The sequence below is a fragment of the Stenotrophomonas humi genome (assembly GCF_001431415.1).
Classification (GTDB): domain Bacteria; phylum Pseudomonadota; class Gammaproteobacteria; order Xanthomonadales; family Xanthomonadaceae; genus Stenotrophomonas; species Stenotrophomonas humi.
This window is the reverse complement of sequence record NZ_LDJI01000012.1, coordinates 103,110-128,688: the sequence shown is the minus strand read 5'-3', so window position 1 is coordinate 128,688 and position 25,579 is coordinate 103,110. Positions and strand designations below refer to the sequence as shown.

Genomic DNA, 25,579 nt, shown 5'->3' with positions numbered 1-25,579 from the left:
TGGCAAAACCATCGCCCATTGAAGGCAAAGAGATGGTGCAGCATGCGACAGGTTTCCTGGGTGGATCGGGGGCAATCGGTTTCGTTCGAGAAGGCAGAGGACGGTCCCCGTCCGTGCTGCGTGGGGGTTGCCCGCCTGGGCAGCCTGCAGACATCGGGCACGGTGTTCACGGTATGGCTGCAGTTGCGTGGCACCACCTGGGTGGAATCGAAGGAAGGCAAGTTCCGTTTGCGCCAGCGCGAGTGGATTGCCTTCGAGAAGGAATCCCGCCCGTTGATCCAGGCCGGTCGCGATGGCATCTGTATCGGCGTGAGCCTGGATGCCGATGCGTTGCGCATGCTCGGCACCGTGGCCGACTGCAGTGTCTACACCGGGCGTGGCCGGATGAGCCTGGCCGAGGCCCGCATGGCCCTGCGTCTGTGGCGTGAGGCCCAGGATCCGGGCAGCAGCGTGCATCAGCTGCGGCCGTTGTTGTTGCACCTGGCATCGTTGCAACGTGAATTGTCCGGCACCGTGCAGCGTTGCCCAGGCCGATCGCGCATGCGCAAGCGCCAGGTGTTTGGCCGCATGCAACGTGCGCGCATGTACCTGGAAGGCAACAGCCACCGCGTGGTACGCATCGGTGAACTGGCGGAACTGACCAACTTCTCCAGCTGGTACTTGTCCAAGACGTTCCAGAGCCTGTATGAAGAAAGCCCGCAGTCGCTGTCCGCGCGCCTGCGCCTGGAACGTGCGGCGATGCTGTTGCGCGATACCGACATGATGATCGGCGAAGTGGCATCTGCCAGCGGCTTTGACAACTGTTGCAGCTTTGCGCGTGCATTCCGCGCCCGCTTTGGTACATCGGCAACGCGTTATCGCGACATGCCCGAGATGCTGAAGCCAGATTCGGCAAAGTTTAAGGGCGGTTCGCGCAAAACAAACGAGGCTGCGTGAACGTAACGTTCAGGGGTGTTTAACACACCACTAACGTAATCGGAGAGATTGATGAATTTTCGTACTCCCGCTGTGCGGCTGGGCTTGCTGCCGGCAGGCATCGCGCTGGCGCTGACGCCGGCTTTCGCTTCGGCGCAGGACGCCGCTGCCGGTGCCACCACTCTTGATCGTCTGGAAGTTACCGGTTCGCGCATCCGCTCTGTGGACGTCGAAACCGCTCAGCCGATCTTCACGGTGTCCTCCGAGGACATCAAGCGTTCGGGCCTGGTCAGCGTTGGCGACATCCTGCAGAACCTGACCGTGTCGGGCACCCAGACCTTCTCCAAGGCTGCCGTGCTGGCATCCAACCCGGAGCAGGGTGGCCAGTACGCAAACCTGTACAACCTGGGTGAAATGCGCACCCTGGTGCTGGTCAACGGCAAGCGTTGGAGCTCCAGCCTGGCTGGCTTCACCGATATGTCGACCATCCCGAGCTCGCTGATCGAGCGTATCGAAGTGCTGAAGGACGGCGCCTCCGCCATCTACGGCTCCGACGCGATTGCCGGCGTGATCAACATCATCCTGCGCAAGGATTTCGACGGCGCTGAAGCTTCGGTCTATTACGGCCAGAACAGCGACGGCGACGGTGCCAAGACCCAGTACAACCTGACCCTGGGCGCAGTTGGTGAGCGTTCGTCGATCATGCTGGGCGCTTCCTACACCAAGGAAGATCCGGTGTGGGCAAAGGACCGTGAACTGACCCGCTACACCTATGGCCCGCGCCACGCGGAAGACGGCCTGAGCCCGGCCGGCCAGTGGGGTCGTTACACCGATCCGGTCACCGGCAAGGTGATGGTCATCAACCATCCGGGTGGCGTCGGCGCTGATTCCAGCGATCCGAACAACTACCACGAGATCAATGGCGATGATTATTACAACGCCACTGAGCAGATGATGTTGAACCAGGGTTCGGAGAACAAGTCGGTCTTTGCCGCTGGTACCTACGACATCAACGACAACATGCGTTTGAAGTCGACCGTGATGTACTCCGAGCGCGACTCCAAGCGTCAGGTCGCTGGCTACCCGTTGACCGGTACTTCGCAGAAGAACTTCCCGGTTGCCCTGAGCAAGGACAGCATCTACAACCCGGTCGGTGCTGATATCACCAGCTGGGGCCGTCGTATTTTCGAGCTGCCGCGCATCAGCGAGAACAACGTCAAGTCGTTCCACTTCGACGCAGCGTTGGAAGGCACCTTCGATTTCAACGACCGTCCGTTCGACTGGGATGTGGGCCTGAACTACAACCAGTACGACGTGACCGAAACCAGCAGCGGCAACATCAACCTGCTGGCACTGCAGAAGGCCCTGGGCCCGTCGTTCATCAACAGCGCAGGTGTGGCGCAGTGCGGTTCGCTGGCCAAGCCGATTGCATTGGGCACCAATGCAGCGCTGGGCCAGTGCACCCCGTTTGACGTCCTGGGCGGCGCTACCGCTGCTACCCCGGAAGCACTGAAGTACATCAATACCCTGCTCAATGCGACCTCGCAGAGCAAGAGCAAGCAGTACTTCGCCAACATCACCGGTGGTCTGTTCGACATGCCGGGCGACGCTGGTGAGCTGGCCTTCGCTGCTGGTTACGAGCACCGCGAAGTCAGCGGCTACGACCACCCGGATGCACTGTCCGCCGCCGGTTACACCACCGACCTGGCTGCTGGCGCCGCTTCGGGCAAGTACAAGGCCAATGAGTTCTACCTGGAGTTCATGATCCCGCTGCTGCGCGATCTGCCGGGTGCCAAGGAGCTGTCGCTGGATATCGCCAGCCGCTACTCGGACTTCGACAAGTTCGGCGACACCATCAACAGCAAGTTCAGCCTGACCTGGCGTCCGATTGAAGACCTGCTGGTGCGTGGTACCTATGGCGAAGGCTTCCGTGCCCCGACCATGGACGACACCTTCGGTGGTGGCTCGCAGACCTTCGACCGCTTCACCGATCCGTGCGATGCACAGTTCGGCATGCTGAGCGATGCCGGCGTTGCCGCGCGTTGCCAGTCCGAAGGCCTGGCTTCGACCTACCGCCAGACCGATGCCGCCGGCAAGCCGGTCACCGCACGTGACACGCAGGCCAATGCTGCGTTCCAGTCGGGCGTGGGCAACGACCAGCTGCAGCCGGAAACCAGCAAGACCCGCACCGTGGGTCTGGTGTACAGCCCGAGCTACGTGCCGGGTCTGGACGTTTCGCTGGACTGGTACAAGATCACGGTTGATAACGTGATCACCGCCGTGTCGGCCAACTACGTGTTGGGCCAGTGCTACCAGAACGGCGTTGCGCAGTTCTGTGACCAGTACAGCCGTGATGCAACCACCGGTCAGGTCACCAGCCTGAGCCGCGGTAACGCCAACCTGGGCTCGCTGGAAACCGAAGGCTACAACTTCGGTGTCCGTTACCGCCTGCCGGAAACCGCCGTGGGCACCTTCGGTGTCAACCTGGATGCCAACTACCTGAGCGCGTACCGTCAGCAGTCGACCAAGGGTGCGGAGTGGGACAACTACGCCGGCTATTGGAACTTCCCGCGCGTGCGTGCAACCCTCGGCCTGAACTGGGCCAAGGATACGTTGTCGGCTAACTGGGGCATGCGCTACTACGGCGGCTTCCGTGACTATTGCTACGACGAAGGCATTGAGTGCAACGAGCCGAACTACCAGACGCCGAACGGTGGCTGGGGTGGTGGCGAAGGTGCCAACAAGAAGGGTGCGATCGTTTACCACGACGTATCTGTCACCTGGCAGGCTCCGTGGGACGGCAGCGTGACCATCGGCGCACGTAACGTGTTCGACAAGCAGCCGCCGATCACCTACTCGGTGAGCAACAGCAGCGCCTCGCAGATCGATCCGATGCTCGACTACGACCGCTTCCTGTTCATTCAGTACAACCAGCGCTTCTGATCCATCGAAGTTCTGTGCGACACGACAAAGGGTGGGCCTTCGGGCCCACCCTTTTTCTTTGGCGCATTGTTTGAACGACGATCAGGCGATTGCGCGGGGTGCCCGCGCATGCCTGCCGGGCTTCCCTCGTGGGTGCTCCCTCAGCACGGCATGACTGCAATCGATATCAAGGCCCCATCCATGCAGCGCGGGAGCGTCCGGCAAAAAAAAACGGCCGCACCAGGCGGCCGTCGATCTGCATCGCTGCATGTCGTCGGGTTTCATGCCTCGACGCTGATGCCCATCATCTCATCGGCCAGTTCGCGCCACTGTGCCAGCTTGGGCAGCACCCCGACGCGCGCCAGGTAGTCTTCGTTGACCTCGTGCCCGGCGGCCAATGCGCAGGCCACATGCACCGCACCGGCCACCCAGAAGCTGCGCACGTTGGAACGCTGCGGTTGCAGGTGGAAGGCCACCGCCTCGATGATCGGCATCGGCAGGCCCCACAGGCCCAGCAGATACGCGCCGGCTTCGGCATGGCCGGGGCGCTCGTCGCCGGATTCAAGCGGCAGGCGTTCGTCGCGCACACCTGCCAGCAACAGGCCGATGTCGGCCAGCAGTGCGGCAGTAGCGCCTAGTTCGGCACTGGACGCCGGCAACATCTTCGCTGCGAGCTGCGAAGCCATCAACGCACGCGACTGCAGGGCGTTGCGCTCGCTGCCGGACATGCCGGGCAGGGCGAACACCTCGCTGGCAAGCACCAGGTCACGCAGGGTGGAAAGCCCGAGTCGTGTCACCGCACCACGCAGGTCGGAGATCGCGCGGCCGTTGTTGAAGAAGGCCGAATTGGACAGCTGCAGCACCTTGGCGGCAATGGCCGGGTCGGTGGATACCAGCTTGGCGATGTCGGCTGCGTTGCTGTCCTCGTCGGCTTCCAGCGCCTGCATCAGGCTCAGGTACAAGTGGGGCGGCGAGGGCAGCTTCTCGATGCGGCCGATGGCCGCGCGCAGGCGCGCACCATCCAGCAACTCGCGCAGCTCTTCCAGGCTGGTGAGTGCTTCGAGCAGCACTTCCGGCGCCAGCGGCAGCGGCAGGAACCGATGCGCCACGCCGATGATGCGAGCCGAAGGCACGCGCTGGCTGCTGTCGCCGTCGATCAGCGCGATGCGGATGGTCTCCGGGCGCAGAGTGCGGATCTGGCCGAGCAGCGTGACCGGCGACAGATCGGGCAGGGTGGGGGCGGCGATCACCGCATCGATGGTGGCCGAGGCCACTGCCACGATGGCGGCGCTGCCATCGGGTACCGACTGTACTTCCCACTCGTCGCCCAGATCGTCGACGTACTGGAGAAGCTCGGCAGGCAGACTGGCTTCGCCACCGACTAACAGGATTCGCAAGACACATTCCCCTTGGAAAAGCACACGGCCACATACAGAAACAGGCCGGACAACCGGCCTGTAAATGTAGCGAATCACTGGCAGCTGGTCATGTTCCGCACAGGCGAAACGTGATCGCTGTCGCTGCGGGAGGCCGGGTTACGGCCGCCTGCTGCGGGTGATCAGCCTTCCTGGCCCTGCTGGGCGAGGAACATCTGGTGGGCTTCGACCAGGATCTTCTTGGCCTCGGCGGCGTCGCCCCAGCCTTCGATCTTGACCCACTTGCCCTTCTCCAGGTCCTTGTAGTGCTCGAAGAAGTGGCCGATGCGCTCCAGCCAGTGGCTGGACACATGGTTGATGTCTTCAACGTGGGCATAGCCACTGAAGATCTTCGCCACCGGAACGGCCAGGATCTTCTCGTCGCTGCCGGCTTCGTCGCTCATCTTGAGCACGCCGACCGGACGGCAACGCACGACCGAACCCGGCACCAGCGGCAACGGCAGCACCACCAGCACGTCGGCCGGGTCGCCGTCGCCACACAGGGTCTGCGGCACGAAGCCGTAGTTGCAGGGGTAGCGCATCGGCGTGGAGAGGATGCGGTCAACGAAGATCGCGCCGCTTTCCTTGTCCATTTCGTACTTCACCGGCTCCGAATCCTTCGGGATCTCGACGATGACGTTGATTTCTTCCGGCGGGTTTTTACCCGGCGAGACAAGCTTCAGGCTCATTGCGCTGACTCCGAATCGTGATTGGCGAAAAGAGCTCCATTCTACGCGTGCCGCTATTGCGGCGCACCAAACCGGGGCCTTGGGAGGTGCCGGGGCCGTATCGGTCGCAGCAAGAGGGAACGCAGTGTCGCGAAATGTTCATGAGAACCATTATCATTAGAGGGTATCATCGGCCGCCGCACCTGCCCGATGCCGGCACCCTGTCTCGCCTCTATTGCCTCATGCAAAGCAACGCCAGCACCCTGACTGAACTCCTGATCCGCGAGCGCCCGGCGCTGCTGCGCCTGGTCCGCCAGATCCTTGGCAGCGCCGGCGACAGCGGTGCCGACGATGTGATCCAGGGCGTCTGGTTCAAGGTTCGCGGGGTGGGCAACGAGCCGGTGATCGGCAATCCGCGTGCCTACCTGTACCGGCTGGCCAGCAACCTGGCCACCGACCACGGCCGCGAACGCACGCGGCGGCTGCGGCTGCAGGCGGAAAATCACCTGTGGGGGGCGGATGAGGTGCTGTCCACCGAGGAGCAGGTGATGGCACAGGACGAGCTGGCGCGGGTGCTGGCGGCCGCCGAGCACCTGCCTGAACCGACCCGCAGCATGTTCCGCCTCAATCGCCTGCAGGGGCTTACCCAGCCGCAAGTGGCGCAGCGCATGGGGGTGTCGGTGACCACGGTGGAAAACCACCTGCGGCTTGCCCTGCAGCGGCTGGCCTGGGCACGCAGCGGCACCTAGCGTCGTACTTGCCCTTGGGGACACGCTGCCGCCGTTCGTCTTGTATCCAGTCCCATCATCATCACTTGCCATCAACGCCAGCCCATGAGCCCGCCGCCTTCCTCCCCGTCGCCTGAAAGCCCCGCCGCGCAGCAAGCGCGCGACTGGGTGCTGCGCCTGGCCTCCGGGACCATGGGCGAGCAGGAACTGCAGGCGTTCGAGCAATGGCTGGCGTTGCCGGGGCACCGGCATGCATTCGAGTGCGAGCGCATGGTGTGGCGCAGTCTCGGGGCCAGGCCGCAAACGAGCGTGGTGGTGCAGTCACGGCGGCGCACGCCGCGCCGACGCCTTGCTGTGCTGGCAGCGGTGGCGATGTTCGCCTGCGCGATGTTCGCGCCGGAACTGCTGCTGCACATGCGTGCGGACTACCGCGCGATCGATGGCATCCGTCAGGTCAGCCTGCCTGATGGCTCCACCGCAGTTCTCGATGCGGGCGCGGCCATCGCCGTGCATTACAACGACGAGGTGCGACGCATCGAACTGTTGCGCGGACGTGCCTGGTTTGAAGTGACACCACAGCGTGCAGTGCCGTTCCGTATCACTGTCGGTGATGGGGTGGTGGAAGATGTTTCCACCGCGTTTGTGGTCAGCCGTGACGAGGATCGGGTCGATACCGCCGTGGAGCAGGGGCGCGTGCGGGTAGCGGCGCGGCCCGATCAAGGCTGGATGTACCTGCAGGCCGGACAGGCTGCTGGCTGGAGCAAAGGCGGAGTCGCAGCGCGTGGCGATGCGCTGCCGCTGGATCGTGTCGCCGCCTGGCGACGCGGTGAGCTGCTGCTGGAAAACGCACCGGTGGCGCAGGTGCTTGCCGAGCTCGGGCGTTACCGTCCCGGCCATGTGTTTGTGCGCGGCGACCTGTCGGCATTGCCGCCCATCAATGCCGCGCTGCGGCTGGATCAACCGGAGCAGGCGCTGGACGCGCTGGCGGCCGGCAGCGGCCTTTCGGTGACGCGACTGCCCTTGGGCATCGCGATCGTGCAGGCCGCACGCACCGAACTTCCGGCACGGCCTTGGCCAGTCAGGTGATTTGATCTTGGGGGTTTGCCCGGGTCATTCGTCTTAACCCCGACCGTACCTCAGCCGCCGCCACGTACGTCGAACCCCCGCCGCCTCATTGCGGCTTCGACAACAGGATTTTTCAATGCCCAGTTCTTTCCGCGCCGGCCCACGCCTGTGCCTGTCCCGTCTGCATGTCGCGATGTTGGCCGCTGGCCTGGCGATGCTGACGCCGGCCGTTTCCGTATCGGCGCAGACCACTGCTGCGACCGCATCGGTGCAGTTTGATATTCCCGCACAGCCACTGGCCACGGCACTGGGTCAGTACATGCGCCAGTCGGGTGTGCAGGTGGCATATGCGGCTTCGTTGGCGGATGGCGCGACATCCATGCCGGTTTCCGGGCAACTGGCGCCGTCGGCGGCCTTGCAGCAGATGCTGCGTGGTACCGGCATCGTCGCCCGCGCTGCAGGGAGTGGTGCGGTGACGTTGGAAAAGCTGCCGGCTGGTGTGGCCGAGGAAGACCTGGTCGTCACCAGCACGCTCAGCGTGGCTGGCGATCAGCGTGACGGGCAGGGCAGCGGCAGCGATGCCGCGCGTCTGCTCGATACCTACCGCACCACCGGCTCGACCGCCTACATCCCGCAGCAGACCATCGAACGGTTCCGTGGCACGTCCACCGCCGACATCATCAAGGGCGTGGCCGGTGTGACCGCCGGTGATCCGCGCGTGGGCAACGCGTTGGACGTGAACATCCGCGGCATCCAGGGCCAGAGCCGCATCCCGGTGATCATCGATGGTGGCCAGTCCACCATGGATACCTATCGCGGTTACGCCGGGCAGTCGCAGCGTACCTATCTGGATCCGGACCTGATCTCCAACATCACCATCACCAAGGGCCCGAGCTTGCAGGCCAACGCCTCCGGTGGCATTGGGGGCGTGGTGGAAATGGAAACGCTGAAGGTCGATGACGTGCTGCGCGAAGGGCGTGACAGCGGCATCCGCGTGCGCACCGGCCTGGCCAACAACAGCGCCAACAACGTGCCGGACTACAGTGCTGCTCCGCGCACCGACCGCAACGCCACCGGCAATCAGTTCGCCAACGTCGCCGTGGCCCAGCGCTGGGATCGCTTCGATCTGGTAGCGGCCTACGCCTGGCGCGATACCGGCAACTATTTTGGTGGCAAGCACGGCTACGACGACTTCCCGCAGGCGCGCCGCACGCTGGCGCCGTTGAACCCGCCGCGCACGGAGGTCTTCAATACCTCCTCGCGGTCGGAGTCGGCGTTGCTCAAGGGCACCTGGCGCATCGATGACGCGCAGACCCTGGAGCTGGGTTACCGCCGCTACGAGGGCACGGCTGGCGAGATCATGGCCTCGCAGATCATCCGCGTGGACCGTGACCGCGTACCGCAGTGGGATCCGGGTCACGTCGACATGGACAGCTACAGCCTGCGTTATCGCTTCAACCCGGACAGCGCGTTGGTCGACCTGCGGGCCAATGCCTGGTTCACCGATGCCGAAAGCCTGATGTACAACAGCCTCACCGGCATCACGCCGTGGTACTACGACCGTCGCACCGAGTGGTATGACGCGCCGAGCTTCAGCGGCAACCCCGGCTACAAGGACGCTTACGCCAATCCGCTGAAGCAGAAGCGTTTTGGTCTGGACGTGAGCAATACCTCATTGCTGGATACCCGCGCCGGTCTGTTTACCTTCGACTATGGCCTGTCGCTCAGCGACGAGGACATCCGCCCGAATGCGCCGGTGATGCACGACGATATCGTCAACAACCGCTTCCTGCGCAATGCCGAGCGCAAGGAATACAGCGCTGTGGCGTCGATGAAGTGGGAGCCCGATGAACATTGGGAGCTGATGCTCGGTGGCCGCTGGAACCGCGTGAACGTGCAGGACCGCAACCGACTGGCCACCGCAGACCGCTTCGAGGCGGACGGTCAGTACCGTTACACCCAGCTGCTCAATGGCGACCCGAACCTTCCGTCGTGGCGTGCCAAGCGCATCGCGATGTTGAACTGGTACCCGGATGCGGAGGGCAACTTCACCGAAGCCTCGCTGCTGGCCTCGCCTTACGAAAGGGGTACGGTGGCCGACATCGGAGGATGGAACTTCCATGATGCCGACGATGCTGAAGACCTGATGGTCCCGGTGAGCTGGGCCTGGTCCAGGCCGATCCACCGCCGCGACAGCGCCTTCTCGCCCAGTGCCAGCGTCACCTATCGTTTCGATGAAGACAGCATGGTGTACGTGAAGTACGCCGAAGGCACCAAGCTGCCGAGTCTGTTTGAAACCACGCTGGGCCTGTTCACTGCCGCCAAACCGGTGGGTGAGCTGAAGCCGGAACGCGCCGGCAGCTGGGAAATCGGCGCCAGCACGATCAAGCATGATCTGTTCATCGGTGGCGATCAGTTGGCGCTGAAGCTGGCGTACTTCGATACCCGCGTCGATGACCTGATCACCCGCGACTACCGCACACTGTCGGCCGGCCTGATCCGGAATGTCGATCGCTTCAAGGTGTCGGGCATGGAGTTCCAGTCCAACTATGACGCTGGCAAGGTGTTCGCCGACCTGTCCGCGCATTACTACTTCAAGGCCAAGACCTGTGCGCCGGACATCGCGGCCGAGCGTCGCGAATACGGAGTGAAGCGCAACATCGAGGAACTGAAGAACACGCCCAATTGCGTGGATGGTGGCTTCGAGGGTTCGTACAGCAATACCCAGAACCCGCCGCGCTACACGGTCAACGCCACGCTCGGGGCGCGCCTGTTCGACGAGCGGCTGACGTTCGGCACCCGCGTGGTGCACAACGCCGGACCAATCAGCAAGCTGGACAAGGAATGGAATGTCGGCCTGTCGGCTATCCAGCAGCTGTATCGCCCGGCGACCATCGTCGACCTGTTCGCGAGCTGGTCGTTCAATGAGCAGTGGGCGGTGGATGTGAACCTCGACAACGCCACCGATCGCTACTACCTGGACCCACTCGCGCTGGGGGTGTTGCCGGCGCCGGGTCGTACCGCGCGGATGGCGTTGACGTTCCGCTACTGATCCACGTCGCAAGCCATGATCCCGGCAGCAGTGCTGCCGGGATCAGACGTCACAACGGATGTGGCGGCGCAGCTTGGGGGATGTGCCCCCGACAGACGTCTTAACCCTGATAGCCGGCAACCGCATCGTGCGCGATGCCGCCGGCTCCCCCTCCGTTACGTTGTTGCATGCCATGACCACCACCGAAACCCTTGCCGGCTCCCTCCGCAGTCAACGCCTGAAGGCAGCCACCAGCAGCACCCATGATTCGTTGGATAAACGCATCATGTCCGAGGACATCTTCGTCAGCCGCGAGCGTTTCGCGAAGTTCGTGCGGGTGCAGTACCGCTTCCACCGCGACATTCAGACGCTGTACGCAACGCCCTTGTTGCGCGCACTGTTGCCAGACCTTGAACAACGCCAGCGGCTTGCACAGATTGCTGCCGATCTCGGCGATCTGGGGCAGGGCATTCCGGCCGAAACCGCCGCGGTCATTCCCAACGATATCGAACTGCCGCAGGCGCTGGGCTGGCTGTACGTGGCCGAGGGTTCCAACCTCGGCGGCACCATTCTGTTCAAGCTGGCGGCGAAGCTGGGGCTGGGTGCGGCATTTGGTGCCAGCCACCTGGCCGCGCATCCCGATGGCGCGGCCCGTCATTGGCGCGAGTTCACGGCCGCATTGGATGCCATTGCCATGACCGAGGCGCAGGAAGCTGCCGCCATCGAAGGCGCGAACGTGGCGTTCCGTACCGTGCGCGGTTATGTCGAGCAGGAATTTGCCTGATGCACGCCAGCGCACGGCCTGAAGCCAGGGAGGATTGGCCGTGATCCGCTGGCTGTGGTTCTGCCTGGGTTGGGTGATGGTGGCGCTTGGCGTGATCGGCGCATTGCTGCCGGTGATGCCGACCACCATCTTCCTGATTCTTGCGGTGTGGTGCTTCTCCAAATCCTCGCCGCGCTTTGAAGCGTGGCTGTTGCAGCACCCGCGCTATGGCCGGGCACTGACGCTCTGGCGTGAACAGGGCGCGGTGAGTCGCAAGGGAAAGGTATTTGCCGCTGCCGGCATGGCGCTGGGCTACGTGTTGTTCTTCATCGGAGCGCATCCGGGCTGGAAACTGGCGGTGTGCGTGGGCTTGTTCTTTCTCGCCAGTGCCGCCTATGTGCTGTCGCGGCCAAGCCCGCGCGAGCAGCCTGCGAACGACACGGAGCAGCGCTGATGCAACGGAATTTCCCCGCCGCGCGGATCGATTCGGTTCATTCACCACACACGTCGACGCACTATCGTAGCGCCCCATCCACGGGAGGCGCTGCTTCGCTTCCTGTTCAACGCACCAGCCAGATCGCCAGTGCGAATTTTCATGACGACGATCCGGAACTCATACATGCACGCTGATATCTCTCCACACGCCACCACGCAGGTACTCACGCCCTGGGCCATGTATCAGTCCGCCGATTGGGTGGTACAGGCAGTGATGATCTGCCTGGCATTGGCATCCTTGGCCACCTGGACGGTGCTGATCGCCAAGACGCTGGAGCTGGGGCGCATCGGCCGCAGACTGCAGTCCGCCCGCCAATTGCTGGATACGAGTGGCAGCCTGGACATCACCGATGCGCAGCCGGAGTTGCAGCAGCCGGGGCTGGCGCGCGCCATGTTGGACGCAGCCCGCACCGAGCTGACGCTGTCGGTGGATGCGCAGGGCCATGAGGGCATCAAGGAGCGCCTCGGCTCGCGGCTTGAGCGCATCGAGCTGGGCAGCAGCCGGCAACTTCGGCACGGCGTCGGGCTGTTGGCCAGCATCGGGGCGGTAGCACCGTTCGTGGGCTTGTTCGGCACGGTGTGGGGCATCATGAACAGCTTCGTCGGCATCGCCGCATCCAACACCACCAATCTGGCGGTGGTCGCGCCGGGCATCGCCGAAGCATTGCTGGCCACGGCGATGGGCCTGGTGGCCGCGATTCCTGCCGTGGTCATCTACAACTACTTCAGTCGGCGGCTGCTGACGTTGCGCGCGCTGGGCGGCGACATCTCGGCCAGCGTGCAGCAGATCGTTTCGCGCGATCTGGATTGCGGCCGCGCGCAGCCGCGCAACGCGCGCTGAGGCCACCACGTCATGGCGATCCGCACTTCCCGCGAGTCCGACGAGACCTTGGACGAATCGCATGAAATCAATGTCACGCCCTTCATCGACGTGATGCTGGTGCTGTTGATCATCTTCATGGTTGCCGCGCCGTTGGCCACCGTGGACGTGCCGGTGGAACTGCCGGCCAGCAGCGCCAAACCGCAGCCGCGTGATGCAGAGCCGCTGTTCCTGACGGTGCAGGCGGATCTGTCACTGCGCCTGGGCGAGGAAATCGTCACCGCCACGGCACTGGGAACCGCACTGGACCGACGTACGCAGGGGGATCACGCGCAGCGCATCTTCCTGCGTGCGGATCGCTCGGTCGCCTATGGCGACCTGATGCAAACGATGAATGCACTGCGTCGCGCCGGCTATCTGAAAGTGGCGCTGGTCGGGGTAGAGCAGGCGCCGTGATGGGCTGGTGCGCATCTTCCCGTCTGCGCTGGGGCGGCAGCTTCCTGGTCGCGGTGCTGCTGCACGTCGTGGTGATCGGCGTGGCCTTGTGGTGGAGTTTGCGTGCACCTCCCGTGCTGCTCGATCCGCAACCGCTGGAGGCGGTGATGGTGGAGCTGGCCGAGTCACCGGAAGCACCGCCTGCGGTACCCACCGAGATTCCGCCCGGTCCAGCGCAGCAGGAGCAACAGCGCAGCGAACCCACACCGGCACCGCGCGTTGAGCGTGAGCCACCACCGCAGGAACCGGAGGTTGTGGACGCCTACGTGCCGCCGCAGCCGCGCGAGCAGCCGGCATCGGATGCGCACAACGTCGACCAGACCCTCGCGCCACCGGATGTCACCGCCACGCCCAGCGATCGCTATGCCGCCAGGCAGACCACCTCCGGCCAACGGGCGCAGGCGTCACTCACCTGGCAGGGGCTGTTGTTGGGACATCTGGAAAAGTACCGCCGGTATCCGCGGCTTGCCGAACGCATGCGCCAGGAAGGCGTGGCGTATGTGCGCTTCAGCGTGGACCGCCGGGGCAATGTGAGCAATCCACGGATTGGTCGCAGCAGCGGCCACGATGCGCTGGACCAGGCCACATTGGAAACCATTGCGCGGGCAACGCCCATACCGCCGCCCCCTGCGGAGGTGAGCGGCGATCCGGTGGAAGTGATGGTGCCGGTGGAATTCTTCATCAATCGCAGGTAGACAACAGCGCCCAGGTGAGCCGGGGGCGCAGGTCGTCCCCTCTGCTGCTTTCGGGGGAGGGCAGGGAAGAAAGTGCTCATCGCCGTTCTCTTGCAGCTCGACGCATCTGGACATCCCGCCAGTACTCATCCAGCACCCGCAAGAACCCCGGCAGCACGCCGATCGCAACCGGCGCGGTCACGGAAAAGTGCATCTGCGCATCTCCGCAGTTAGCCTGCACCCATGGATTCCCTGATCGCAGCATCCGCCCGCGCCCTCGCTACCGGTGACGTCCTCACCGCGCTCAAGCACGTCGCGTTGCGTGAGGATCCACCGGCGTTGGCGTTGCGCGGAATCGCAATGGCCCAGCTGGGCGACCTGTCGCTTGCACGGGAACTGCTGCGACGTGCGCAGCGTGGCTTCGACACGCACGAGGTGCTGGCGCGTGCGCGCTGCGGACTGGCCGAAGCCGAAGTGGCTTTGGCACTGCGTGAACTCGGCGGTTCTTCCGAACCGCTGTCAGCTATCGCGGCCGTGCTTGATTCGAATGGTGATACGGCCAATGCATTGCAGGCGTGGCTGATATTGGCGCGACGGTTGTTGCTGCTGGGCAGACTGGATGATGCGGCACATGCGCTGAGTCGGATGGACGGCAGGCGCTTGCCTCCCGCGCTGAGCGCGATGGCCGGGCTGACAGCTGCAACGTTGGCAATGCGCCGGATGCGGATCGGGCAGGCACATTCATTGCTCGAAAGCGCCCGCGAGGCGGCTGCTGAGGCAGGAATCACGGCGCTGCAGATGGAAGTAGCTGAAGCCCGCACTAAACTGGATCAACCGGCTGCGCGCTGCCTTGGTGGAGGCGCGGATCAGTTGTTGCGTATCGATCAGGTACAGCAGTTGCTGGAGTCTGGAGCACTGATCGTGGACGGCTGCCGTCGCGGCGTACTGGCGGGAGCCCGCTGGCAATCGTTGGCAAGGCGTCCCGTGCTGTTCGAGCTTGCCCGCGTACTGGCCGAAGCCTGGCCGGGCGACGTTGACCGCGATGTGTTGATCTCACGCGCATTTGGCATGCGTCATTCCGACGAGACGCTGCGAGCCCGGCTGCGAGTGGAAATCGGCAGGTTGCGCGGACTCATCGCGGCGCAGGCGCGTATCGAAGCCACGGCGACGGGCTTTCGCCTGTCACCTTGCTCGGCCACCTCGGTGAAGGTGCTGTTCCCACCCATCGAAGGTGAACAGGGCGCGCTGGTCGCACTGCTCGCCGATGGCGCCGCATGGTCAACCTCGGCGCTGGCCTTGGCGTTGGGAGTCAGCCAGCGCAACGTGCAACGGGCGTTGATCGAGCTGGAGACGGCAGGGCGTGTGTACTCCAACGGACGCGGTCGAGCGCAGCGCTGGCGGTCGATGCCGTTGAGCGGATTCACGACGATCTTGTTACTCCCTGCTGCGCTGCCGATTGACTAGTGTCGGTGACAGGCAGCCAATCGCGGACATGCCAGGAGAATGCAGCGATGAATACGGAAACCCTCACTCCTACAGCGGCGACTAGCAAGGTTCGACCCGCCGAGGTGGTAGGCGAATACGGCCCGTTTGCCGGCTCGGATACCATCAATGGCGTCAGCTTCGATGGGCACAACGTCTGGGCTGCCACTGGCGCGGCGCTGGTGGCTTTTGACCCGCGCAATGGTGAGCCGGTGCGCACGTTGGCGGTGCCCTGCGATGCCGGTACCACCTTCGACGGTACCTATCTTTGGCAGATCGCCGAAGCGCGCATCGACAAAGTCGATCCGCATAGCGGTGAAGTGCTGGCTTCGATTCCCGCGCCGGGCGGCGGAACGGATTCCGGCATGGCCTGGGCAGAAGGCAGTCTGTGGGTGGGGCAGTATCGGCAGCGGAAAATTCATCAGATCGATCCGACCAACGGCAAGATCCTGCGCACGATCGAGTCCGACCGCTTCGTCACCGGCGTGACCTGGGTGGACGGGGAACTTTGGCATGCCACGGGTGAGGCAGGGCAGAGTGACATCCGTCGCCTGCAGGCCGATACCGGCGCGGTGCTTGAGCGCCTGCAGATGCCAGACGGGATCAGTGTCAGTGGACTGGAAGCGGATGGCGGCGAGCTGTTCTATTGCGGTGGCGGCAACGACGGCAGGGTGTATGCGGTGAAACGCCCGCGCTGAGTAGTGTTGTTCTCATGCCACGAATCATGGGTGGCTGATGACACATCGGCTTCGCGGCTTACGCCGCAACGACAACTGCTTCTGGTTGTCGGGACGTTCCATGCACCTTCCACGCAGCCAATGCGGGATACAAGAGCCCCTCCCCCGCGAGCGGGGGAGGGGCGAGTGTGCGGTGCGCAACTGGTTTTGATTACAGCAACGGCACCAGCAACAACGCGACGATATTGATGATCTTGATCAATGGGTTGATCGCCGGCCCCGCCGTGTCCTTGTACGGATCACCCACCGTATCGCCGGTCACCGCCGCCTTGTGCGCTTCACTGCCCTTGCCGCCGAAGTGACCATCCTCAATGTACTTCTTGGCGTTATCCCAGGCACCGCCGCCGGTGGTCATCGATATGGCCACGAACAAGCCGGTGACGATGGTGCCGATCAACAAGCCACCCAATGCCTTCGGCCCGAGCAGCAGCCCAACCACCACCGGCACAGCAACCGGCAATAGCGAAGGCACAATCATTTCCTTGATCGCCGAACGCGTCAGCATGTCCACGGCCTTGTGATACTGCGGTTTGGCCGTGCCCTGCATGATGCCGGGGATCTCACGGAACTGGCGGCGGACTTCTTCCACCACCGCGCCCGCCGCCCGGCCGACCGCTTCCATCGCCATCGCACCGAACAGGTACGGAATCAGGCCGCCGATCAACAGGCCGATGATCACCGTGTGGTCGGACAGATCGAAGGCAAAGATTTCGCCCGGATGCGCCATCTGCAGGTTGTGCGTGTAGTCGGCAAACAGCACCAGCGCAGCCAACGCGGCCGACCCGATCGCATAGCCCTTGGTCACTGCCTTGGTGGTGTTGCCCACCGCATCGAGCGGGTCGGTGATGTTGCGGATTTCCGGCGGCAGATCGGCCATCTCGGCAATGCCGCCGGCGTTGTCGGTGATTGGCCCATACGCATCCAGCGCGACGATCATGCCGGCCATCGACAACATTGCCGTTGCGGCGGTGGCGATGCCGTACAGCCCGCCGAAATGGTGTGCCAGCCAGATCGCCACGCACACCGCGATCACCGGCAATGCGGTAGATTTCATCGACACGCCGAGGCCGGCGATGATGTTGGTGCCATGGCCCGTGGTGGACGCCTGCGCCACATGCTGCACCGGCTTGTACTGGGTGCCGGTGTAGTACTCGGTGATCCACACGATCAAACCGGTCAGCACCAGCCCGATCAAGGCGCAGACGTACAGGTTGGTGGCGCCATGACTGGAATCGGCCATCAGCTGCGTGGTCACCGGCCAGAAGGCGATGGCCGCCAGCACCCCGGAGACGATCACACCCTTGTACAGCGCGCCCATGATCGAACCGCCGGCTTTCACCTTGACGAAGAAGGCGCCGATGATCGATGCGATGATCGACACACCGCCCAGCACCAGCGGGTACAGCACCGCGTTGCGGCCGACCTCGTCCATCATCATCCCGCCCAGCAGCATGGTGGCGATCACCGTCACCGCGTAGGTCTCGAACAGATCGGCTGCCATGCCGGCGCAGTCGCCGACGTTGTCACCGACGTTGTCGGCGATCACTGCCGGGTTGCGCGGGTCGTCTTCGGGGATGCCGGCTTCCACCTTGCCGACCAGATCCGCGCCCACGTCCGCACCCTTGGTGAAGATACCACCGCCCAGTCGCGCGAAGATCGAAATCAACGAGCTGCCAAATGCCAGGCCCACCAGCGCGTGCAGGTTATCGGCCTGGCTCAGCCCCATGCGCTGCAGGATCAGGTAATACCCAGCCACGCCGAGCAGGCCCAGGCCAACAACCAGCATGCCAGTGATGGCGCCGCCCCGGAATGCCACATCCATCGCCGCGCTCATGCCGTTGCGGGCCGCCTCGGCAGTGCGCACGTTGGCGCGAACCGACACGTTCATGCCGATGTAACCGGCCGCGCCGGACAGCACCGCGCCGATCGCAAAACCGATCGCCGTGTACCAGCTGAGGAAGAAACCGACCAGTACGAACAACACCACGCCGACGAGCGCGATGGTCAGGTATTGGCGGTTGAGGTAGGCCCGCGCGCCTTCCTGGATGGCGGAGGCGATTTCCTGCATGCGGGCATTGCCGGCAGGTTGTCGTAGGACCCATTGGGCCGAGATGATGCCGTAGACGATGGCGACAGCGGCGCAGACAAGCGAAAGCACAAGACCGTACTGTTCGAGCATGACCCCTCCAGCGTTGGTGGATGCCATCCAGCTGTGGATGAAGCGGGGACACGCCGGGTAGATCGAAGCACTGGAACAGACCCGGGCCGCATGCGGCTGTGGTACGTGTCGCTGTGTTCAAACACTCTGAGGCGGTTCGAGTATGACTGGCGGCTGTCTCGGCCGCCAGCCGCGTTCACTCTTGCCCGATGGTTCAGCCGCACGCTGGCAACGTCGGCAGCCTGCCGATACGGAACTCCCGATGATGAAAGCCGCATTCCCCATGATCCTGTTTGCCGCGCTGCCGTTGCCGCTGCTGGCCGCCAACCCCAAGCCGGAGATCGAACGGCCGGCCGCCAGCGCGCAGGCCGATGCTGCGTTGCACACCGTGAGGCAGATTCCAGAAGCCTGCACGCGCATCGAAGGTCGCTTTACCGGTGATGCCGGTGCGCCTTATGACATGCAGCTCGTGCGCACCAGTGAACACTGCCAGCCGCGTGCCATGTTCCTGGAGTTCGCCAAGGTCAACCCCAGCGAAGCCAACGGCTGGAAACTCAATGAGGTGGTACGCATTCCGTCAGCGGCCTGCCGTTCGCAGCAGGCATTGGTCGAGGTGTGGCGCAAGCCGGCGGGCCAGCAGGTGGCACTGGACGGGCAGGGCCAGAACCGCGTGTACCTGGAAGACGCCAAGGCGCAGGCGGCTGCCGGTCGCCTGGCTGCGCTGCCGGCGTATTCGGCGCGTCTGCAGATGGAAGGCAGACCCTGTCGCTGAGTGCGGCAGGATCAAGACTGCTCTCCCTCTGAGCTGCCTATTCGCGCAGCTTCAGCTTGTCGGCCATGCCGTTGAAGGTGTTTTCATCGGACGGTGACAGGTTGGGGCGGCCAGCGAACACACCCATGGTGATCGTTCCCTGCACGAAGTAGGTCTCGCCTTCTTCCACTTCCATGCTCAGCACGTCTTTGGCCTCCGAGTGGACGGTGTATTCGTGGGTACCCGGCTCAGCCAGATGGATGAAGTAGTTGCCGCTGCGCAGCTTGCCCAGTTCCTGCTCACCTTCGCGGACCTTGAAGCCGATCGCGCCACCGGTGAACTTTGACGGACGGAAGAAGACGATCTGAGCCCTGTCGGCGGGGGCAGGGCCGATCAGCCCACTGTGTGCAGCGGTCTCTCCTGCGACAGGGCTGTCGGCGACGGCAGCACCTGCAGCCTGCGTTGGCTTGGCCGAGGTGTCGGCGGCTTCAGCTTCTTCAGGGGCGGTGGCTGACTGTGCATCGGCCGGAGGCGCTTCCTGCGCGGTGACAGCGGCATCGGTAACCGGCGGTGCCTGCACTTGTTGCGCGAAAACGCCGAGCGGGGTGAGCAGACTGGCAGAAAGGACCAATGCACACGAACGTAGACGCATCGAACTACTCCTTGGGTTGGACCGGGGTTTCCGGCTGGGATGTAACGGCGGGTACTGCAGTTGCATCGATGTTGCCCGGGGAGGCGGCAACCTGGTCGATAGCGCTTGCGGCACTTGGTTGTCCCTGGACTTCGATGTCGGCGCCAGGCGCCGCAACGGGCGGTGCGCTTGTAGCGGGTGTTGGCGCAGTCTTGGTTTTGGCGATGCCTCGCGTCCCGGCGGGAATCACGATCTCCCGGCCCCTGATGAACATGGCAAACGGGCCTGCGGCGAGCGATACGCCAAGTGCCATTCCAGTGTTGTCCTCACCGCTGGCGCCGAGCTTGAAACCGCGTAACAGCAGCGGGCCTTGGGCCGTTTCCAGCGTACGTGCGGCGATCAGCAGTTCGCCGGGGGCACCACCACCGCGTGCAGCAGCAGCGTGGATGATTTGACCAGTCCCACGGGTTCCACGGGGGAGCCGCTCAACACCGTCGAGCAGTAATGGCTCTGCCAGGGTGATGGCGAAAATGTCGCCGCGCTTGTGTGTGGAGGATGCGAGTGGTTCGGCGATTTCAATGAAAACAGGCGTACCCGACGGAATCGCGGGAACGGCTTCAGTCACTTCTGTCAGGGTTGCCTGCTCCGCTGACAGGGCTGGCGGTGAGACTTGTTGCTGGGCGGCTGCGCTGCTGCATGTGGCGTGCAGAACCAGCGCCATCGTGGCGCAGCGGAATATGACTAACGACATGTTGAGAGGCCCCCCGCCTGAATGGCCGATCGTAGCGGCAGGCGGGTGTTTTTGGAATGTGCCTGCAGGTGCTGTCCTGGGTCTGATACCCAGACAGAGGTCATGCTGTCGCAGCGTCGAACAGTTGCTGCGCGCCTACGCTGGCGCAGTGTTGTTCTTCAATGGCGCGGTGTTGTGTCGGCGCTGTCGTCCTGCTGTGCCAGGTGTTGGCCGAAGCGATAACCGGCCGCACCCAGCAGGCAGACGATGAGGAAGCCGAGCATTCCGATCAGTACTTTCCGCAACATGGTGCACCGCCAGCCGAGGGACGTTGATCCGAAGGGTGCGCCGCTGACTGCAGCGGCACACCTGCCTGAAGTCATCGCCACGAATGGGCAGCGAGCGTGCAGGGCGTTGGCGGTGTCTTTGCCGGGCAGGTACGCTGTTGTACGAGCGCGTTTCAACCTGTAAACCGGGTACGGCAGCGCACTCGGGGTTCATCACAGATCAAGCAGATTCCCGATTCGTCATTCCCGCCTGCGCGGGAATGACGAGCAGGAACAAATCCAAGGCGCCAGGTGATCTTCAGCCCTCCCAGCCCGGCAGCTTCTTTGCCACCGCCACGTTCTTCAACGTCACGTACTTCGGCAATCCATCACGCCCATAAGGCAGCGGTGCTTCGCCACGGATCAGCGGCTGCAGGTAGCGGCGTGCCTTCTCGGTGATGCCGAACCCGTCCTTGCGGATGAACCCGGCTGGCATCTTTTTCTCGTGATTGGCCACCTTGGACAATGGCGCGGCTTCGATTTTCCAGCGATAAGGCGCATCGGAGCTGCGCACGATCACCGGCATCACCGAGTTCTGGCCCTTCAGTGCGAACTGCACCGCCGCCTTGCCGACGGCCTGCGCCTGCTCCCAATCGGTCTTGGAAGCGATATGGCGTGCCGAACGCTGCAGGTAGTCAGGCAGGGTCCAATGCACCTTGAACCCCAGCTCGGCTTTGACCCGGCCTGCCAGATACGACGCCACGCCGCCCAGCTGGGTATGGCCGAACGAGTCCTTGATACCACCGGCATCGGCGACAAACCGGCCATCGGCTGTGTGGATGCCTTCGCTGGCCACCACCACGCAGAAGCCGACCCTGGCCACGACCTGCTTCACCTTGGCCAGGAAGGCTGCTTCGTCGTAGGCACGTTCGGGCAGCAGAATGATCTGCGGGGCATCGTCGGGGTTCTCGCCTGCAAGCCCCGCAGCCGCTGCCAGCCAGCCGGCATGGCGGCCCATCGCCTCGTAGATGAAGACGCGGGTGGAGGTTTCGGCCATGGCGGCCACGTCCAGCGCCGCCTCGCGTACCGACACGGCGGTGTACTTGGCGGCCGAGCCGAAGCCCGGGCAGGTATCGGTAACGGCCAGATCGTTGTCGATGGTTTTGGGTACACCGACGCAGGTCAGTGGGTAGCCGTACTCCTTGGCCAGTTGCGAGACCTTCAGCGCGGTGTCGGCCGAGTCGTTGCCGCCGTTGTAGAGGAACCAACGCACGTCATGGGCCTTGAACACCTCCAGCAGGCGCTCGTATTTGGCCCTGTCCGCATCCAGTGACTTGAGCTTGTAGCGACACGAGCCGAAGGCGCCGCCAGGCGTATGGGCCAGCGCGGCGATGTTGGCCGCCGATTCCTTGGAGGTGTCGATCAGCTCCTCGCGCAATGCGCCAAGGATGCCGTTACGGGCAGCCAACACCTTGATTTTCCTGGATCTTGCCTCGGCGATGACAGCAGAAGCAGTGGCGTTGATGACGGCGGTGACGCCACCGGACTGGGCGTAAAGCAAAGTGCCTTGGGACATGGGAAGACTCTCCGGGCGGGGGACATTTCCGGGACATTGGCCGGATGCGGTAAGCTGCGCATATTGCGGTGCAGCGTGAATCGGCCCATGAGTCTAACGCCGCTGTCCGTCCCGTTTACTCAAAACATATGGGAGTCAGGAATGCGATTGGTTCTGTTGGGACCGCCCGGTTCGGGCAAGGGCACGCAGGCAACCCGCCTGAAGGAAGAACTGCAGATTCCACACATTTCCACCGGTGACCTGCTGCGCGCCGAAGTGGCCGCCGGCACCGAGCTGGGCAAGCAGGCCAAGGCCGTGATGGATTCGGGCAACCTGGTTTCCGACGACATCCTGCTGGGCATGTTGGAGTCGCGCCTGTCCCAGGCCGACGTCGCCACGGGCTTCATCCTCGACGGTTACCCGCGCAATGTCGCCCAGGCCAATGCGCTGGGCGAACTGCTGGCCAAGCTCAACCAGCCGCTGGACGCCATCGTGCAGCTGGATGTGCCGACCGAACTGCTGGTCGAGCGCATTGCCGGTCGCGCCCAGGAGCAGGGCCGCGCAGATGACAACCCGGAATCGGTGCGTCAGCGCCTGCAGGTCTACAACGACTCCACCGCACCGGTCATCGACTTCTACGCCGCCAAGGGCACGCTGGCCCGCGTGGACGGTGTAGGCGAGCTGGACGACGTGCTGGCCCGCATCCTGGCGGCGATCAAGCACTGAAGGAACAAGGCTGCGGCGGGTAACCCCGCAGCCGGTGACTGGCGGTGATACTACAGGTCATACGCAAACGCCCGGCTTCATTGCATGAAGCCGGGCGTTTGCGTTTGTAGATGCCAGCAGATGAGCTTGCTCAGAGCCCCGCAACATGAGCTCCCTGGGGATGGCCTCTTGGGGAGTAGGACCGGAGGGTGTTGCGGCTGGCAACGGGCATTCTGTGTGTGAAGTGGTCGTAAGGGTATCGGGGATAACCTTACATACGCATGGGTTTGCCCTACACGGATACCGGTCTGTGTTTGCATCGGCGACAATCAGGCAATGAGCAAGATCCATATTCTCGGCATTGCCGGTACTTTCATGGGCGGTGTGGCCGCCTTGGCCCGCGAACTCGGTCATCAGGTTGAAGGCAGCGACCAGGCGGTGTACCCGCCGATGTCCACGCAGCTGGAAAACCTGGGCATTACGTTGTCGCAAGGGTATCTGCCCGACAATATCAGCGATGACTGCGACGAAATTGTCATTGGCAATGCGCTCTCGCGCGGCAACCCGGCCGTGGAAGCGGTGCTGGACCAAGGCCGACGCTACATCTCCGGCGCGCAGTGGTTGTCCGAGCAGGTGCTGCCGGGCCGCGACACGCTGGCTGTGGCCGGTACGCATGGCAAGACCACGACCACCACGATCCTGGCGTTCCTGCTGCAGGCCGCCGGGCGTGAGCCGGGCTTCCTGATTGGTGGTGTGGCGGAGGATTTCGGGGTTTCCGCAAGGTTGGGGCGCAAGCTTCTGCCGGAGGGAGAAGGGAACAAGGCGTCGACCCCTGCGGATCGTCCGCTTTTTGTTGTCGAAGCCGACGAATACGACACCGCGTTCTTCGACAAGCGCAGCAAGTTCGTTCACTACCGGCCGCTGGTCGCGATCCTCAACAATCTTGAATTCGACCACGCCGATATCTTTCAGGACGTGGCTGCGATCCAGCGCCAGTTCCACCATCTGGTGCGTACGGTGCCGGGCCGTGGGCGCTTGATCGTCAATGGCGAGGACAGGCATCTGGCCGAAGTGTTGGCGATGGGGTGCTGGACGCCGGTGGAGCGGTTCGGCTTCGATCCATCACTGGAGTGGAGTGCGCGCCTGATTCAACAGGACGGCAGTGCATTCGCCGTGCTGCATCGAGGGGCCGAGATTGCGACGGTGCAGTGGTCGTTGCTGGGCCGGCACAACGTGCTCAATGGTCTGGCAGCACTTGCCGCGGCAAACGCGGTGGGCGTGGATGTGGCCAGCGTGGCACCGGCCTTGGCCCGCTTCCACAGCGTCAAGCGCCGCATGGAAGTGATCGGCCAGGCGCAGGGCGTGACCATCTACGACGATTTCGCCCATCACCCCACGGCCATCCACACGACGCTGGAAGGTCTGCGTGCAAAGGTCGGTGATGCACGCATCGTGGTGGCGATGGAGCCGCGCAGCAATTCGATGCGGCTGGGGGCGCATTCCGATGCGCTTGCGCCGTCGCTGGATATCGCCAATGCAGTGGTGTTCCTGGCACGGCCGGAATTGCCGTGGGATGCGGCCAAGGTGATTGCCGCGGTGCGTGGTGATGCACAGGCGGTGGCCGATACGGATGCCTTGCTGGCGCAGTTGGGCAGCGTGGTGCGCGATGGCGACCATGTGGTGTTCATGTCCAACGGCGGCTTCGATGGCGCGCCACGCCGGTTCCTGGCGCAGTTGCAGGGCTGATGCATCTGCATGCAGATGCGGCGAAAGTCGCAACGCTGACGATTGAAGCACTGCGTGAGGTGCGATGCAGATAGCGTCCGCAGCATGCAGCTGCTGCAGGGATACGCACCGGTGGGCTGCGGTAACATCATCGCGGTCCACCTGTTCTTGTCTCTGATGAACGAACTGCAAAGCTTGTCATTGTTTCCGCTGCATTCGACGTTGCTGCCGGGCGCGGCCATGGGCCTGCGCGTATTCGAGCCGCGCTATCTGGATCTGGTGCGCGAGTGTGGTCGCACTGGCAGTACCTTCGGTGTCTGTCTGATTCTGGAAGGTGATGAAGTGGGTGCGCCGGCCATCCCCGCGACGTGGGGCGTGGAGGCATCAATCGAGGATTTCGATGTCGGCGCCGACGGCGTGCTGGTGCTGCGCCTGCGCGGCGGTCGCCGCTTCCATGTGCTGGAAACGCGGGTGCGCAGCAACGGGCTTGTGGATGCCGACGTGGAGTGGTGCGATCGCGACAGCGACGATGAACTGCGGCCTGAGCATGGGTTGCTGGGAACCTTGCTTGAACGCATTCTCGAACAGGTCGGTGGCGAGCATGCCTCCGCTGGCCCGGCTCAACTGGATCAGGCGGCCTGGGTAGGCTGGCGGCTTGCCGGACTACTGCCGTTGCAGGAACAACAACGGCTGGTGCTGCTGAAGGAAGCAGATCCACATCGACGTCTGGACCTGCTGCTGGAGTGGATTCCCGAGCTCGATGTGCCGCAGGAAGAAGACCTGTAACAGCGGCATCACCGCAGCATCGGGAAAAGGCAGGCAGCGCTCCTGAGCGCATCGCAGTTGGC

23 protein-coding genes are annotated in these 25,579 nt (G+C 63.8%); 16 read left to right on the top strand and 7 right to left on the bottom strand.

Annotation, left to right across the window (positions count from 1 at the left end):
- Positions 1–42: 42 nt before the first annotated feature.
- Together ABB26_RS06880 and ABB26_RS06875 are read left to right on the top strand one after the other, a co-directional pair.
- Positions 43–936: a helix-turn-helix transcriptional regulator gene (locus ABB26_RS06880; protein ID WP_057632940.1), complete on the top strand. Its 894-nt coding sequence runs from the start codon at positions 43–45 to the stop codon at positions 934–936.
- Between the two features lie 51 nt (positions 937–987).
- Complete coding sequence (locus tag ABB26_RS06875) at positions 988–3,858, top strand: TonB-dependent receptor plug domain-containing protein (protein WP_057632939.1); 2,871 nt, start codon at positions 988–990, stop codon at positions 3,856–3,858.
- A 260-nt stretch (positions 3,859–4,118) separates the two neighbouring features.
- On the opposite strand, the gene ABB26_RS06870 is transcribed toward ABB26_RS06875, so the two are convergent.
- A complete protein-coding gene (locus ABB26_RS06870; protein WP_057632938.1) occupies positions 4,119–5,234 on the bottom strand; it encodes an HDOD domain-containing protein in 1,116 nt (371 codons plus the stop codon).
- A 161-nt stretch (positions 5,235–5,395) separates the two neighbouring features.
- Positions 5,396–5,941 carry an inorganic diphosphatase gene (gene ppa, locus ABB26_RS06865; RefSeq protein ID WP_057632937.1) on the bottom strand — a complete coding sequence of 182 codons (546 nt, stop codon included), beginning with the start codon at positions 5,939–5,941 and terminating at the stop codon, positions 5,396–5,398.
- Between the two features lie 221 nt (positions 5,942–6,162).
- Here ppa and ABB26_RS06860 point away from each other — a divergent pair, with 221 nt between their 5' ends.
- The 10 genes from ABB26_RS06860 to ABB26_RS06815 all read left to right on the top strand — a co-directional run bounded on the left by ABB26_RS06860 (position 6,163) and on the right by ABB26_RS06815 (position 16,171).
- Positions 6,163–6,669, top strand: coding sequence for an RNA polymerase sigma factor (locus tag ABB26_RS06860; RefSeq protein WP_057632936.1), 507 nt, complete (start codon positions 6,163–6,165; stop codon positions 6,667–6,669).
- A gap of 84 nt (positions 6,670–6,753) precedes the next feature.
- Positions 6,754–7,734 (top strand): FecR family protein, encoded by a 981-nt coding sequence (locus ABB26_RS06855; RefSeq protein ID WP_057632935.1) that lies wholly within the window; start codon positions 6,754–6,756, stop codon positions 7,732–7,734.
- 115 nt (positions 7,735–7,849) lie between these two features.
- Entirely contained in the window at positions 7,850–10,765 is a 2,916-nt protein-coding gene (locus ABB26_RS06850) for a TonB-dependent receptor (protein WP_057632934.1), read from the top strand.
- A 172-nt stretch (positions 10,766–10,937) separates the two neighbouring features.
- The gene (locus ABB26_RS06845; protein WP_057632933.1) at positions 10,938–11,528 is read left to right on the top strand and encodes a biliverdin-producing heme oxygenase; all 591 of its coding nucleotides are present in this window, start codon (positions 10,938–10,940) and stop codon (positions 11,526–11,528) included.
- Between the two features lie 43 nt (positions 11,529–11,571).
- Entirely contained in the window at positions 11,572–11,961 is a 390-nt protein-coding gene (locus ABB26_RS06840; RefSeq protein WP_057633006.1) for a YbaN family protein, read from the top strand.
- Positions 11,962–12,126: 165 nt separating this feature from the next.
- The gene (exbB, locus tag ABB26_RS06835) at positions 12,127–12,843 is read left to right on the top strand and encodes a tonB-system energizer ExbB (protein WP_245626155.1); all 717 of its coding nucleotides are present in this window, start codon (positions 12,127–12,129) and stop codon (positions 12,841–12,843) included.
- Between the two features lie 12 nt (positions 12,844–12,855).
- Positions 12,856–13,278 (top strand): TonB system transport protein ExbD, encoded by a 423-nt coding sequence (exbD, locus tag ABB26_RS06830; RefSeq protein WP_057632932.1) that lies wholly within the window; start codon positions 12,856–12,858, stop codon positions 13,276–13,278.
- Entirely contained in the window at positions 13,278–14,012 is a 735-nt protein-coding gene (locus ABB26_RS06825; RefSeq protein ID WP_057632931.1) for an energy transducer TonB, read from the top strand. Before exbD ends, ABB26_RS06825 begins: the two co-directional genes overlap by 1 nt.
- Before the next feature lie 222 nt (positions 14,013–14,234).
- On the top strand, positions 14,235–15,455 hold the full coding sequence (locus tag ABB26_RS06820; RefSeq protein ID WP_057632930.1) for a hypothetical protein: 1,221 nt from the start codon (positions 14,235–14,237) through the stop codon (positions 15,453–15,455).
- A 47-nt stretch (positions 15,456–15,502) separates the two neighbouring features.
- Positions 15,503–16,171 carry a glutaminyl-peptide cyclotransferase gene (locus ABB26_RS06815; RefSeq protein WP_057632929.1) on the top strand — a complete coding sequence of 223 codons (669 nt, stop codon included), beginning with the start codon at positions 15,503–15,505 and terminating at the stop codon, positions 16,169–16,171.
- 190 nt (positions 16,172–16,361) lie between these two features.
- Here the strand turns inward: ABB26_RS06815 and ABB26_RS06810 are convergent, their stop codons facing one another.
- The gene (locus ABB26_RS06810; protein WP_057632928.1) at positions 16,362–18,389 is read right to left on the bottom strand and encodes a sodium-translocating pyrophosphatase; all 2,028 of its coding nucleotides are present in this window, start codon (positions 18,387–18,389) and stop codon (positions 16,362–16,364) included.
- 241 nt (positions 18,390–18,630) lie between these two features.
- Here ABB26_RS06810 and ABB26_RS06805 point away from each other — a divergent pair, with 241 nt between their 5' ends.
- Positions 18,631–19,140 (top strand): hypothetical protein, encoded by a 510-nt coding sequence (locus ABB26_RS06805; protein ID WP_057632927.1) that lies wholly within the window; start codon positions 18,631–18,633, stop codon positions 19,138–19,140.
- A 37-nt stretch (positions 19,141–19,177) separates the two neighbouring features.
- Here the strand turns inward: ABB26_RS06805 and ABB26_RS06800 are convergent, their stop codons facing one another.
- The 4 genes from ABB26_RS06800 to ABB26_RS06790 form a co-directional block, all read right to left on the bottom strand.
- On the bottom strand, positions 19,178–19,771 hold the full coding sequence (locus tag ABB26_RS06800; protein WP_152982584.1) for a DUF2846 domain-containing protein: 594 nt from the start codon (positions 19,769–19,771) through the stop codon (positions 19,178–19,180).
- Between the two features lie 4 nt (positions 19,772–19,775).
- Positions 19,776–20,471: a hypothetical protein gene (locus ABB26_RS06795; RefSeq protein WP_152982583.1), complete on the bottom strand. Its 696-nt coding sequence runs from the start codon at positions 20,469–20,471 to the stop codon at positions 19,776–19,778.
- Positions 20,472–20,659: 188 nt separating this feature from the next.
- Positions 20,660–20,788, bottom strand: coding sequence for a hypothetical protein (locus tag ABB26_RS19540; protein ID WP_275452813.1), 129 nt, complete (start codon positions 20,786–20,788; stop codon positions 20,660–20,662).
- Between the two features lie 277 nt (positions 20,789–21,065).
- Positions 21,066–22,322 carry a 6-phosphofructokinase gene (locus tag ABB26_RS06790; protein WP_057632924.1) on the bottom strand — a complete coding sequence of 419 codons (1,257 nt, stop codon included), beginning with the start codon at positions 22,320–22,322 and terminating at the stop codon, positions 21,066–21,068.
- A 141-nt stretch (positions 22,323–22,463) separates the two neighbouring features.
- Here ABB26_RS06790 and ABB26_RS06785 point away from each other — a divergent pair, with 141 nt between their 5' ends.
- The 3 genes from ABB26_RS06785 (at position 22,464) to ABB26_RS06775 (ending at position 25,517) form a co-directional block, all read left to right on the top strand.
- On the top strand, positions 22,464–23,027 hold the full coding sequence (locus tag ABB26_RS06785; RefSeq protein WP_057632923.1) for an adenylate kinase: 564 nt from the start codon (positions 22,464–22,466) through the stop codon (positions 23,025–23,027).
- A 315-nt stretch (positions 23,028–23,342) separates the two neighbouring features.
- Positions 23,343–24,752 carry a UDP-N-acetylmuramate:L-alanyl-gamma-D-glutamyl-meso-diaminopimelate ligase gene (gene mpl, locus ABB26_RS06780; RefSeq protein ID WP_057632922.1) on the top strand — a complete coding sequence of 470 codons (1,410 nt, stop codon included), beginning with the start codon at positions 23,343–23,345 and terminating at the stop codon, positions 24,750–24,752.
- Between the two features lie 156 nt (positions 24,753–24,908).
- Complete coding sequence (locus ABB26_RS06775) at positions 24,909–25,517, top strand: LON peptidase substrate-binding domain-containing protein (RefSeq protein ID WP_057633004.1); 609 nt, start codon at positions 24,909–24,911, stop codon at positions 25,515–25,517.
- Positions 25,518–25,579 lie beyond the last annotated feature (62 nt).